The sequence below is a fragment of the Achromobacter maghribensis genome, assembly GCF_057334215.1.
In genome coordinates, this window is the sequence record NZ_JBHFII010000066.1 from 69,075 (window position 1) to 81,032 (window position 11,958).

General features: G+C 66.6%; 12 protein-coding genes. 10 read left to right on the forward strand and 2 right to left on the reverse strand.

Translation table 11 applies throughout. The annotated features are described in order from the left end of the window. Positions 1-27: 27 nt before the first annotated feature. On the reverse strand, positions 28-324 hold the full coding sequence (locus ACE039_RS30730) for an acylphosphatase (RefSeq protein WP_105555629.1): 297 nt from the start codon (positions 322-324) through the stop codon (positions 28-30). Positions 325-487: 163 nt separating this feature from the next. Here ACE039_RS30730 and ACE039_RS30735 point away from each other — a divergent pair, with 163 nt between their 5' ends. Both ACE039_RS30735 and ACE039_RS30740 read left to right on the forward strand, forming a co-directional pair. After that, positions 488-1,384 (forward strand): phytanoyl-CoA dioxygenase family protein, encoded by an 897-nt coding sequence (locus tag ACE039_RS30735; protein ID WP_313456544.1) that lies wholly within the window; start codon positions 488-490, stop codon positions 1,382-1,384. A gap of 206 nt (positions 1,385-1,590) precedes the next feature. After that, on the forward strand, positions 1,591-2,754 hold the full coding sequence (locus ACE039_RS30740; RefSeq protein ID WP_416026837.1) for an alpha-hydroxy acid oxidase: 1,164 nt from the start codon (positions 1,591-1,593) through the stop codon (positions 2,752-2,754). A gap of 69 nt (positions 2,755-2,823) precedes the next feature. Here the strand turns inward: ACE039_RS30740 and ACE039_RS30745 are convergent, their stop codons facing one another. Then, a complete protein-coding gene (locus tag ACE039_RS30745; protein WP_485824232.1) occupies positions 2,824-3,666 on the reverse strand; it encodes an IclR family transcriptional regulator in 843 nt (280 codons plus the stop codon). Positions 3,667-3,882: 216 nt separating this feature from the next. Here ACE039_RS30745 and ACE039_RS30750 point away from each other — a divergent pair, with 216 nt between their 5' ends. From ACE039_RS30750 to ACE039_RS30785, 8 genes are all read left to right on the forward strand, one after another. Next, positions 3,883-4,950, forward strand: a complete 1,068-nt coding sequence (locus ACE039_RS30750) for an ABC transporter ATP-binding protein (protein ID WP_485824233.1) — start codon at positions 3,883-3,885, stop codon at positions 4,948-4,950. Between the two features lies 1 nt (position 4,951). Continuing rightward, on the forward strand, positions 4,952-5,839 hold the full coding sequence (locus ACE039_RS30755; RefSeq protein ID WP_105555625.1) for an ABC transporter permease: 888 nt from the start codon (positions 4,952-4,954) through the stop codon (positions 5,837-5,839). A gap of 18 nt (positions 5,840-5,857) precedes the next feature. Then, entirely contained in the window at positions 5,858-6,652 is a 795-nt protein-coding gene (locus ACE039_RS30760; RefSeq protein ID WP_105555624.1) for an ABC transporter permease, read from the forward strand. A 34-nt stretch (positions 6,653-6,686) separates the two neighbouring features. Beyond that, on the forward strand, positions 6,687-7,025 hold the full coding sequence (locus tag ACE039_RS30765) for a (2Fe-2S)-binding protein (protein WP_310035442.1): 339 nt from the start codon (positions 6,687-6,689) through the stop codon (positions 7,023-7,025). Further along, on the forward strand, positions 7,022-8,407 hold the full coding sequence (locus ACE039_RS30770) for an FAD/NAD(P)-dependent oxidoreductase (protein ID WP_485824234.1): 1,386 nt from the start codon (positions 7,022-7,024) through the stop codon (positions 8,405-8,407). The genes ACE039_RS30765 and ACE039_RS30770 overlap by 4 nt, the downstream gene beginning before the upstream one ends. Next, on the forward strand, positions 8,404-9,576 hold the full coding sequence (locus ACE039_RS30775; RefSeq protein ID WP_485824235.1) for an NAD(P)/FAD-dependent oxidoreductase: 1,173 nt from the start codon (positions 8,404-8,406) through the stop codon (positions 9,574-9,576). The genes ACE039_RS30770 and ACE039_RS30775 overlap by 4 nt, the downstream gene beginning before the upstream one ends. After that, entirely contained in the window at positions 9,573-10,643 is a 1,071-nt protein-coding gene (locus tag ACE039_RS30780; RefSeq protein WP_105555620.1) for an ABC transporter substrate-binding protein, read from the forward strand. Before ACE039_RS30775 ends, ACE039_RS30780 begins: the two co-directional genes overlap by 4 nt. Before the next feature lie 91 nt (positions 10,644-10,734). After that, positions 10,735-11,670 carry a 2-hydroxyacid dehydrogenase gene (locus ACE039_RS30785; protein ID WP_485824236.1) on the forward strand — a complete coding sequence of 312 codons (936 nt, stop codon included), beginning with the start codon at positions 10,735-10,737 and terminating at the stop codon, positions 11,668-11,670. Positions 11,671-11,958 lie beyond the last annotated feature (288 nt).

Genomic DNA, 11,958 nt, shown 5'->3' on the forward strand with positions numbered 1-11,958 from the left:
CGGCCCCGCCTATGCCCACCGCTTCGCCTACACCTGTTCGAAACGAATGTAACGCTTGTCGGTGTATTCCCGGCGCGTGGTGATTTCCTGCACGGTGGCGCCCGGCGGGCCGCGCCGCAACCATTCCAGCATGTGATCCACCTGGTCGGGCGACCCCTGCACCAGGGCTTCGACCGTGCCGTCCAGCAGATTCTGCACCCATCCCGTCACGCCCAGCAAGTGGGCGCGGCGCACGGTGGCGTGGCGGTACCCCACGCCTTGGACCGTGCCGCTGACGGTGACGAGGACGGTTTCGATATGGGTGTCGGAGCGAGGGGCTTGCATGGATATTTTCCTTCGGATGATGCGCCGCCCGACGCGATGAGCGTAGGCGGTTATGGCTACGGCGGATGGTCTATAGGCCCGGTGGGCATCGAAGCGATACGTTAGAGCACATGTCAAAACGTGCCAACGGGAACGCCCGCTACCAGAGCTTGGAGAAGCCATTATGGAAGAGACCAGTTTGTTGTCGGAAGCAGAGACAGCGCGCTACAGGGACCAGGGGTACCTGGCCCTGAAGGACATGTGCCCGCAGGACGAGGTCGGGTACATCCGCCGGACGCTGCTGGACCTGTTCGCGAACAAGACCGGCTACAACGAGGGTGCGCAGTACGATTTCGTGAGCCGCGACGATCCCTCCAAGCCGGCCAAGTTTCCCAGCCTGCACGATCCGCGCCATTATGCCCCCGGTCTGCTGAAGACGGTGTATCACGAGCGCACGCTGGATCTGGCGCGGCAACTGCTGGGCGACGACGCCGCGCTGTACGGCGAACACGCGCTGCTCAAGCCCGGCCCGCACGGTCCTGAAACGCCGTGGCACCAGGACGAGGCCTTCCGGTCGCCCGACTTCATCTACAACGAATTGAGCATCTGGCTGGCTCTGCAGCCTGCGACCATCGAGAACGGGTGCATGCAGTTCATCCCCGGGTCGAACAAATGGGATGTGCTGGAGCACCGTTCGCCCGGCGGCGACAAGACCCTGCACCCGCTGGAATGCTGCGGCGATTTTTCCCGCGACCAGGCCGTGCCTGAACCGCTGGACCCGGGCGGCATCACCGTGCACGATGCCCGCACGCTGCACTTCACCGGCCCGAATACGTCGCCGTCGCCGCGGCTGGCCTACATCCTGATCTACAACACGCCGCCCGTCTACAAACCGGGCCGGCGTGAATTCCCGTGGCTGGAAGGCCGCTGGACCGACAGCCAGACCCGCAAGAAGCAATGGCATAAGCGCGGCGGCCTGGCCGTCGACGTGATGCGGCGGCTGCCTGGCGCCCGGTTGACCAGTCCGCGCTGGGTGGCTTGGGCCACGATTCGGGCGGTCAGCAAGGTCTGGCCAAGATAGCTTGGGTGGGCAGGGGCCGCAGAGCTCCGGTCCGAGGGGGGCGAACGAGGCCGGCAAGCGACGCTTGCCGGCCTCGGCGCGTATACTGAGCGGCGCCGCGGGGCGTTGCCGCCCCTGCGCAGTGGCGAAGCCGCCGCAGCCGGCGGCACCAGACTCCAGAAAAACGAAACGCAGCTGGCGCACCTCTATCACTCCTCAGACCTCCCATGACCGCTAACCTTTCTACGATCACCTGCATCGAAGATTTGCGCGCCGTTGCGCAAAAGCGCGTGCCGCGCATGTTCTACGACTACGCCGACTCCGGCGCCTGGACCGAAGGCACGTACCGCGCCAATGAAAGCGATTTCCAGAAGATCAAGCTGCGCCAGCGCGTGGCGGTGAACATGGAAGGCCGGTCGCTGCGCACCACGATGGCGGGCCATGATGTCGTGATGCCGCTGGCGATCTCGCCCACCGGCCTGACGGGCATGCAGCATGCGGACGGGGAGATCCTGGCGGCCAAGGCCGCGGCGGATTTCGGCGTGCCGTTCACCTTGTCCACGATGAGCATCTGCTCGCTGGAAGATGTGGCCGAAGCCACCAAAAAGCCGTTCTGGTTCCAGCTTTACGTGATGCGCGATCGCGAGTTCGTGGCCAACCTGATCGACCGGGCCAAGGCCGCGGGCTGCACCGCGCTGGTGCTGACGCTGGACTTGCAGATCCTGGGCCAGCGCCATAAGGACATCAAGAACGGCCTGTCGACGCCGCCCAAGCCCACGCTGCGCAACCTGATCAACCTGGCTACCAAGCCGCGCTGGTGCATGGGCATGCTGGGCACCAAGCGCCGTACCTTCGGCAACATCGTCGGTCACGCCAAAGGCGTCAGCGATCTGTCGTCGCTGTCGTCGTGGACGGCCGAACAGTTCGACCCGCGCCTGAGCTGGGACGACGTGGAATGGATCAAGCAGCGTTGGGGCGGCAAGCTGATCATCAAGGGCATCCTGGATGCCGAAGATGCGCAACTGGCGGCCAATAGCGGCGCCGATGCGCTGATCGTCAGCAACCACGGCGGCCGCCAGCTGGACGGCGCCATGTCGTCGATCGCGGCGCTGCCGTCCATCGCCGATGCGGTGGGCTCGAAGATCGAAGTCTGGATGGACGGCGGCATCCGTTCGGGCCAGGACATCCTGAAGGCCGTGGCGCTGGGCGCGCGCGGCACGATGATTGGCCGCGCCTTCCTGTACGGCCTGGGCGCTTACGGCCAGGCGGGCGTGACCCGCGTGCTGGAACTGCTATACAAGGAAATGGATACGACGATGGCGCTGTGTGGCCGCCGCAACATCGAACCGGGCGACCGCAGCATCCTGTTGCCGGGTACGTACCCGACCTGACCTGCCGCGAGTAACGCGCAACGGCCTGGGCATGGTGCCCAGGCCGTTTTGTTTTGCGACGCCGTGTCGTCAGCCGGCGTTTCCCGCGCCCAGGTACTGGCTGGGGCGGCGCAATGCCGGGTCGAAGGGGTTGATCTGCGCGCCGACGGCGTCGGCTTCGCGGCGCAGCATTTCCACGATCAGCGGCAGCCGTTCGTCATTGATGCGTTCGATGGGCGCGGCCACGCTCAGCGCCGCCACGGTTACGCCGTTGGGGTCGTAGACCGGCACCGCCAGCCCCGCGATGTTGGGGAACACGCCTTGCCCCTGGCTGCGCGCATATTGCAGATCGAGGCATTCCCGGATGCGCACGCGCATCGAGATTTCGTCCACGAAACCCAGATGATGCAGCCGGGGGATATTGAAGCGGATGACCTCTTCGCGCTCGGCTTCCGGCAGGCTGGCCAGCAGCACCAGGCCGCCCTGGCCCATGCCCAACGGCACGCGTCCGCCGATGTCGCCGGTGTGCGAGCGCACCGGAAACGCGCCGTCCACGCGGTCCACGCAGACGGCGTCGAACCCGCTGCGCACCAACAGGAAAATCGTGTCGTTCAGCATGCCCGACAGGCGCAGCATGGCCGGCCGGTAGAGCGAACGCAGGCTGGACTGATGCGTGCCGGCGGCGGCGGCCAGCGAGAAGAACGCCACGCTGAGCTGATAGCCCTTGCTTTGCGCGGGCTGCTCCACCACGCCCTCCTGCATCAGGCCTTGCAGCACGCGATGCACCGTGGCCTGGGCTTGGCCGGTGCGGGCGGCGATGTCGGTCAGGCGCAGCTTTTCGCCTTTGGCGTCTGCCAACACGCGTAACACGGCAAAGGCCCGCTGCAAGACGCCCTGGCCGCCGGATTCGTCGCTTGTCTCTGATTTCTTCATTCTTCGGTTCCGATAATCAAAATTGCTAGCCGTATTTTTATCAGGAAATTCTATTCAATGGAATTAATGGATAAAAAATTCGATTCTTCGGAAAACCCTAATTGACCCCAGGTTTTGGCGAAACCTAGACTGCCCCATCAAATAAGCCGCCAGGGCGCCGGGAAACCGGCCCGCCTTGGGGGCGCAAAGCCCGCCATGGGCGACGGGGTTTGGAATATGTCATTTCTGCGGCTGGACAACGTCTCGAAGAACTACGGCGACCTGCGCGTCGTTTCCGATCTGAGCCTGGCGGTCGAGCAAGGCGAGTTCGTTTCGCTGCTGGGGCCCTCCGGTTGCGGCAAGACGACGACCCTGCAGATGATCGCCGGCTTTGCCGACGTGACCCGCGGCACCATTACGCTGGACGGGCGCGACATCACGCACGCCAAGCCCAACACGCGCGGTCTGGGGATCGTGTTCCAGAGCTATGCGCTGTTTCCCCACCTGACCGTCACCGACAACGTGGCTTTCGGCCTGAAGATGCGCAACGTCGAGCGCGGCGAACGACAGGCGCGCGTGCGGGAGGCGCTGGCATTGGTCAAGCTGGACAAGCATGCCGACCGCTTTCCGCGCGAACTCTCCGGCGGTCAGCGTCAACGCGTGGCGCTGGCGCGCGCGCTGGTGATCCGGCCGCCCGTGCTGCTGCTGGATGAACCGCTGTCCAACCTGGACGCCAAGCTGCGCGAAGAGATGCAGTTCGAATTGCGCAGCATCCAGAAGAAGATCGGCACGACAACCGTGATGGTCACGCACGATCAGGCCGAAGCGCTATCCATCAGCGACCGCGTCGTGGTCATGCAGGACGGACGCGCCACGCAGGTGGATGCGCCCTTCCACATGTACGAGCATCCGCAAAGCGAATTCATCTCGCGCTTCGTCGGCAAGACCAATCTGCTGCCGGGCCGGGTCACGCGTTGCGGCGCGCAGGCCGAAATCGAGACCGGCGCCCTGCGCGTCATGGTCGACGGCGAAGGCCTGCGTCATGGCGATAGCGTGCAGTTGTCGCTGCGCCCTGAAAAACTGGTGCCGGTGCCGGCGGGCCAGGGCAAGCTGTCCTGTGTCGTCAGCACGCGTTACTTTCTGGGCAGCCAGTGGATGTACGACCTGGATTCGCCGGTGGGGGCGCTGACCGTCCTGACGCCCAACGACGGCCGCCGCCCGCACGACGACGGCGAGGCCATCGACCTGGACTGGGCCGAAGGCGTGTTGCGCGTGCTGCGCGCACCGGCGCAGGAAGAGGCCTGACATGGCGACGCTGACGCAATCCGGCGCCGCCGCCGGCCCCAAGCCGCGCAACGAAGGCTTGCTTGCCATTCTGGGTTCGCTGCCGCTTGCCATCGTCTTCCTGACGCTGGTCCTGACGCCGCTGGCGTTGACCTTCGTGCTGTCCTTCCGTCCGTTCGACTACGGCGCGGGCATCTTGCCGGGGCACACCTTCGAGCATTATCTGGCGGTCGTCACCGACAGCTATTTTCTGGAGATCTTCTGGCGCACGTTCTGGATCGCCGGCGTCACCACGCTGATCTGCGTGCTGATCGGTGCGCCCGAGGCCTACATCCTGTCGCGCATGGGCAAGCCGTGGCGGTCCATTTTCCTGCTGGTGGTGCTGTCGCCATTGCTGATCTCGCTGGTGGTGCGCGCTTTCGGCTGGAGCATGCTGCTGGGCCCGGGCGGGGCCATCGGCCGCGCGGCCGCCGCCCTGGGGATGGGGCCGCTGCTGTACACGCCCACCGCCGTCATCATCGGCCTGGTGCATGTGATGTTGCCGTTCATGGTGATCCCGGTCTGGACGTCGCTGCAGAAGCTGGACCCCACCGTGGAACACGCCGCGCTGTCGCTGAACGCGTCGCGCTTCCAGACGCTGACGCGCATCGTGCTGCCGCAGGCGATGCCGGGCATCCTGTCGGGCAGCCTGATCGTGTTCGGTCTGTCGGCCAGCTCGTTCGCGATTCCCGCGTTGTTGGGCGGCCGCCGCCTGAAGATGGTGGCGACCGTGGTGTACGACGAATTTCTGACCGAGCTGAACTGGCCGCTGGGCGCAGCCATCGCGATCGTGCTGCTGGTGGTCAACGTCATCATCATGATGGCGTACAACCGCGTCGTGGAACGCTCCTACCGCCGCAGCCTGGGCTAGGCCGACAAGGAATTCAACATGCAGAAAAACGGCCCTTTCGCGCTGGCGTTCAACTTCCTGGTAGTGGCGTTCGTGCTGGCGCCGCTGGTCATTGTGTGCCTGGTCGCGTTCACGCCGGACACGACGCTTACGATGCCCACCACGAGCTTTTCGTTGCGCTGGTTCCGCGCCGTGTTCGAACACCCCAACTTCATGCAGGCGTTCCAGAACAGCCTGTGGCTGGCGTTCCTGTCGGCCACCATCGCGGTGTGCCTGGCGGTGCCCGCGGCCATCGCCATCACCCGCTACCGCTTTCCGGGGCGCGACGTGCTCAACGGCCTGTTCCTGTCGCCACTGATGATTCCGCATCTGGTGCTGGGCGTTGCCCTGCTGCGTTTTTTCGCGCTGATGGGCATGGCGGGCAGCTTCCCGTGGCTGGTGGCCGCGCACGTCGTGGTCATCACGCCGTATGTGATGCGGCTGGTGATCGGCGCGCTGGTGGGCTTTGACCGATCCATCGAGCATGCCGCGCTGTCGCTGGGCGCTAGCCGCGCCACGGTGTTCTTCCAGGTGACGCTGCCGTTGATCATTCCGGGCGTGTCGGGCGGCTGGCTGCTGGCTTTCATCAATAGCTTCGACGAACTCACGATGTCGGTGTTCATCACCGCGCCCTCGACGATCACGCTGCCTGTTCGCATGTACATGTACGCCACCGAATCCATCGACCCGATGATGGCGGCCGTGTCCGCGCTGGTGATCGGGCTGACGGCCGTCACCATGCTGCTGCTGGACCGCGTGTATGGCCTGGACCGCGTGCTGGTGGGGCAGAAATGAACAATCCCGGGGCGACAAGCGAGGCGCCCGCATCATGGCAATACTGAAACGCGTGGCGGAGACGGCCCGGCCTGCGGTCCCGTTCACGTTGGACGGCCGGGCCTGTACCGCGCTGGCGGGCGACACGGTGCTGACCGCCGTGCTGACGCAAGCGGACTGCGTGCGCCATTCGGAGTTCGGCGGCGCCCCGCGCGCGGGCTTCTGCATGATGGGCGCCTGCCAGGATTGCTGGATGCAGCTGGAAGACGGCGCACGCGTGCGCGCGTGCTCCACTTCCATCGCGCCGGGCATGCGCCTGCGGACCACGCCGCTGGCGCCCGCCGCAGCCCCCGACACGCTGGCCGCTGCCTGGCCGGAGGATGAGGCGCCATGAGCATGGTGATGCCCGTTATCGTCGGCGCCGGACCGGCCGGCGTGCGCGCCGCGCAGGCGCTGGTCGCGCAGGGCCTGCGGCCCGTGATCCTGGATGAAGCCCCGCGCGCCGGTGGCCAGATATACCGGCAGCCGCCAACCGGATTTCAACGCCCGAAATCGGCGCTGTATGGCTTCGAGCATCGCAAGGCCGACGCCGTGCACCGCGCCATGGACGCCTTGCTGCCGCAGGTTGACTACCGTCCCGGCAGCCTGGTGTGGAACCTGGAAGGCAAGACGTTGGACGTTCTGCAGGACGGCGTCAGCACGGCGGTGCCGTACACGCACCTGATCCTGGCCACGGGCGCCACCGACCGCGTGCTGCCATTTCCCGGCTGGTTGACGCCCGGCGTCTATACCCTGGGCGGCTCGCAGGTGGCCCTGAAGCACCAGGGCTGCGCCATCGGCGCGCGCGTCGCTTTCCTGGGCACCGGCCCGCTGCTGTACCTGGTGGCCTATCAATACGCCAAGGCGGGCGCGCAGGTGGCCGCGGTGCTGGACACGTCGCGTTTTGCCGATCGCCTGGCCGGCCTGCCGGGCTTGCTGCGCGCCCCTGGCTTGCTGGCCAAGGGCTTGTATTACATGGCGTGGCTGCGCGCGCGCGGCGTGCCGATGCGCAGCGGCGTGCGCCCGGTGGCGGCGCAAGGCAAGGACCGCGTGACGGGGCTGACCTACCGCCAGGGCGAACGCACGCACACCGTCGAATGCGACGCGCTGGCGTATGGCCTGGCCCTGCGTTCCGAAACCCAGTTGGCAAGCCTTGCCGGCTGCGAATTCGAATACCTCGCGCGGGATCGCAACTGGGTGCCGCGGCGCGACGCCGCCGGACGCAGCAGCGTGCCGGGCGTGTATGTGGCGGGCGACGGCGCGTCGATTGGCGGGGCCGATGCCGCGGAACTGGCAGGCGAACGCGCCGCGCTGGCGCTGTTGGAAGACAGCCGGCATCCGCACGACGCGGCGCGCGCCCGCGAGCTGGAAGCGCGGTTGACCGCCAATGGCCGCGTGCGTGCGGCGCTGGAACGCGCATTCCCTTTTCCCGAGGACTGGGCACGTGGCATCGCCGACGACACCGTCGTCTGCCGCTGCGAGGACGTGACGGCCGGCACGTTGCGCCAGGCCGTCACCGACACCGCCGCGCAGGAAATGAACCGCCTGAAAGCGCTGACGCGCGTGGGCATGGGACGCTGCCAGGGACGCATGTGCGGCGCGGCCGCGGCGGAAGTGCTGGCGCAAGCCTGCGGGCGGTCGCCGGCCGACGTCGGGCGCCTGCGCAACCAGCCGCCCGTCAAACCGGTGCCGGTGCGCGTGGTGTACCGGGAACGGCAAGACAAGGCGCCGTCATGACGCTGCGCATCGACACCGAAGTCGCCATCATTGGCGGGGGCATCGTGGGCGGCAGCGCGGCGCTGTTTTTGCGCCGCCAGGGCGTGCCCGTGGTGTTGCTGGAGGCTGCGCTGTGCGGCGCGCGCGCCAGTGGCGTGAACTATGGCGGCGTGCGCCGGCAGGGCCGCGGGCTGGAACAGATGCCGTTGACGCGGCGCGCCCATGAACTGTGGGGCCAGCTGCCGGAACTGATCGGCATCGATGGCGAGTACGTGCGCTCCGGCCACTTGAAGCTGGCGGCTTCCGCGTCCGACATGGCACTGCTGGAAGCCTACCGCGAACGCACGCGGGGCTTCGGCATGCACCTGGAAATGCTGGATCGGCGCGCCTTGGCACGCCGCTTCGGCTGGCTGGGCCAAGCGGTTGCGGGCGGATCCTTCTGCCCGGAAGACGGCCACGCGAATCCCCGTTTGGTGTCGCCGGCATTCGGCCGCGCGGCCGGCGCATTGGGGGCGGACGTGCGCGAAGGCGTGCGCGTGGCGTCGGCCGACCATGATGGATCGCACTTCATCCTGCGCACGGACGACGGGTTGGAGGTGCGCTCGAAATTCCTGCTCAATTGCGCGGGCGCCTGGGCCGGCCGGTTTGCCGAAGCCTTCGGCGAACCGGTGCCCGAAACCTCCATCCATCCGCTGATGATGGTGACCGAGCCGCTGCCGGCGTTCATGGACATCAGCTTGGGGATACAAGGCGGTGGCATCTATGCGCGCCAGGTGGCGCGCGGCAATTGCGTGATCGGCGGCGGGCGGGGCGAATCGTCGAACCCCGATTTCGCGCGGCCCGGCCGTGCCGGACTGGGCGCGCTGATGGCCAACGCCACGACGCTGCTACCGGTACTGCGCGGCGCGCAGGTCATCCGATTCTGGACCGGTGTGGAAGGCAATATGCCCGATCACAACCCGGTGCTGGGCCCGAGTTCCACCGTGCCTGGCCTGCTGCACGCCTTCGGGCTGTCGGGAGCGGGCTTCCAGATCGGCCCCGCCGTGGGCGAGGTGCTGTCCGAACTGGTCGTGCGCGGCCAGTCCTCCATTCCTATCGATGCCTTCCGCATTGAACGGTTCTCGGTCGCCGCTCACGGCGCCGCGGTCCGGCCTGAGAGTGTTCGTGAGCAAACGCTGGAGTCACCATGATGGATAAGAAACAGGGCGCATCGCGCCCCGGCAAGGGGAAGTGGCTGTTGGGCGCGGCGATGATGGCGTTGCTGTCCGCGGGCGCCATGGCGCAGCAGAAGACGTTGTACGTCGGCATGAACGGCGGCGACATGGAACGCGCGTTCACGCAGTACGTGTTCCCGGATTTTGAAAAGGCCAACAACGTCAAGATCGTCGTGGTACCTGGCACCTCGACCGATGTGCTGGCCAAGGCGCAGGCCTACAAGGACAAGCCGCAGATGCACGTCATGTTCCTGGACGACGGCATCATGGCGCGCGCGATTTCGATGGGCCTGTGCGAACAGTTGAACGACGATCCGGTGCTGAAAGAGCTGTACCCCACCGCAGTGATGAAGGACCGCATGGCGGCCGGCATCGACATCGGCATGACGGGCCTGGGCTACAACACCAAGATGTTCGCCGACCGCGGCTGGGCGCCGCCCACATCCTGGATGGACCTGGCGGATCCGAAGTACAAGGGCAAGGTCGTGTTCCAGTCGGCCTCCGGCAGCACCTTCGGCCTGCACGGCTTCCTGATGTTCAACCGCATCCAGGGCGGCGACGACAAGAACTACGAGCCCGGCTTCAAGAAGTGGCCCGACACCATCGGTCCGAATGTGCTGGAGTACATCCCCAATTCGGCCAAACTGGCCGAGATGATCCAGTCCAACGAGGCCGCGATCTTCCCGCTGACGCCCACGGCGATTGCCCGCTTGAAAAAACGCGACATCCCGGTGGAATACGCGCAACCCAAGGAAGGTTCGGTGATCCTGATGGTAGGCGAATGCGTCATCGCCAAGAACAGCGAACCCGAACTGGCGCAAAAGCTGGCGCTGTACCTGCTGTCGGCCAGCGCGCAGGCGAAGGCGCTGGAAATGGGCGGCCACTTCCCGTCCAACAAGAACGTCCAGGCACCGGCGGACAACGCCGAAGCGCTCAAGCGTTTCCAGGGCTATATGGCGAACGCCAAGATCCTGGACTGGGATCAGATCAACACGACCCGGCCCGCGTTCAACGCCCGCTGGAACCGCACCGTCGAACGTTGATAAGATCTTGCGGCGCGCCGCTAGCGGATAACCCGCCAGCGCGCGCCGCGCACAGCCCGGGCCTGCTCGCCCACAGAATCGAAGGACCCGCATGCGGCTCATCATCAATTCCGGCGGCCCGTCCGCCCTCGACGCCTGGCGCGAGCAGTTCCGCGCCTTCGCGCCCGAACTGGACGTGGTGGGCTGGCATGAAGACATCGATCCCGCCACCGTCGACTACGCGCTGGTCTGGGCCCCCGACGCCGGCCGGCTGGCCACCTTTACCCGCCTGAAGCTGATCATCAGCGCCGGCGCCGGCGTCGACCACATTCTGGCCGACCCGCAGCTGCCGCGCCACCTGCCCATCGCCCGCATGGTCACCGCCCGGACCCGCACTGAAATGGCCGAGTTCGTGCTGACGTCCGCGCTGATGCTGACCCGCGACATCAAGCGAGTCGTGGACAACCAGGCGCGTCGGCACTGGGAACTTTTCGACTCGCTACGCGTGGCCGCCGACATGCGCGTCGGCATCATGGGCCTGGGCCACCTGGGCGTGGCTGCCGCCGAATTGCTGTCCCGCGTGGGCTTCCCCGTCACCGGCTGGTCGCGGGGCGCCACCAGGCTGGAAGGCTTGCCCTCTTACGCTGGTCAGGCCCAGTTCGGCGAATTCCTGGCCGGCACCGACCTGCTCGTCTGCCTATTGCCCGCCACCGACGCCACCCGGGGCATCCTCAACACCGCCACACTGTCGCAACTTCCCCGCGGCGCCAGCCTGATCAACGCCGGCCGCGGGTCGCATATGGTCACGCAAGACGTCGTAGATGCCTTGGACAGCGGCCAGTTGCACCAGGCGATCCTGGACGTTTTCGAGCAAGAACCGCTACCCCAGGACTCCCCGTTGTGGACGCATCCCGGCATCATCATCACGCCCCACTGCGCCGCGATTCCGGACCGCAAGGAACGCGCCCGCCATACGGCATGGCTGATCGAAGCCAACGAGCGCGGCGCGGAATTGCCGAACATCTACGACCCGCAGCGGGGCTATTGACCCCCCACACGCCAGCCAGCCACATCAAGCATCACCCCAACGCAAGACGCCGCGTAAGCCCCAAAAGGCCGCCCGTGCGGCCGGGCTGGGGCGGGCCCCGCAAGATCCTCCCCGCGCCTCCGCCGCTTGCAAGAATCCCAAGCAAACCGTTCACCCCCGCTGACGCCAAATTGCCATGGACCGAGCCTGGCGTGGCGGTGTCGCGCGGTGCGCGGGGCGTCGATAAGCCCGAGGGAATCTGAAGGAACCGCCGAAGGCGGCGACGAAGATGACAAGGGGGAAGTCCGG

Excerpts from the sequence above, each read along its gene's own strand:
- ACE039_RS30785 (WP_485824236.1), top strand. The coding sequence starts at position 10,735 with ATGCGGCTCATCATCAATTCCGGCGGCCCGTCCGCCCTCGACGCCTGG.
- ACE039_RS30775 (WP_485824235.1), top strand. The coding sequence starts at position 8,404 with ATGACGCTGCGCATCGACACCGAAGTCGCCATCATTGGCGGGGGCATC.
- ACE039_RS30770 (WP_485824234.1), top strand. The coding sequence starts at position 7,022 with ATGAGCATGGTGATGCCCGTTATCGTCGGCGCCGGACCGGCCGGCGTG.
- ACE039_RS30740 (WP_416026837.1), top strand. The coding sequence starts at position 1,591 with ATGACCGCTAACCTTTCTACGATCACCTGCATCGAAGATTTGCGCGCC.
- ACE039_RS30760 (WP_105555624.1), top strand. The coding sequence starts at position 5,858 with ATGCAGAAAAACGGCCCTTTCGCGCTGGCGTTCAACTTCCTGGTAGTG.
- ACE039_RS30765 (WP_310035442.1), top strand. The coding sequence starts at position 6,687 with ATGGCAATACTGAAACGCGTGGCGGAGACGGCCCGGCCTGCGGTCCCG.
- ACE039_RS30730 (WP_105555629.1), bottom strand. The coding sequence starts at position 324 with ATGCAAGCCCCTCGCTCCGACACCCATATCGAAACCGTCCTCGTCACC.
- ACE039_RS30755 (WP_105555625.1), top strand. The coding sequence starts at position 4,952 with ATGGCGACGCTGACGCAATCCGGCGCCGCCGCCGGCCCCAAGCCGCGC.
- ACE039_RS30735 (WP_313456544.1), top strand. The coding sequence starts at position 488 with ATGGAAGAGACCAGTTTGTTGTCGGAAGCAGAGACAGCGCGCTACAGG.
- ACE039_RS30780 (WP_105555620.1), top strand. The coding sequence starts at position 9,573 with ATGATGGATAAGAAACAGGGCGCATCGCGCCCCGGCAAGGGGAAGTGG.
- ACE039_RS30745 (WP_485824232.1), bottom strand. The coding sequence starts at position 3,666 with ATGAAGAAATCAGAGACAAGCGACGAATCCGGCGGCCAGGGCGTCTTG.
- ACE039_RS30750 (WP_485824233.1), top strand. The coding sequence starts at position 3,883 with ATGTCATTTCTGCGGCTGGACAACGTCTCGAAGAACTACGGCGACCTG.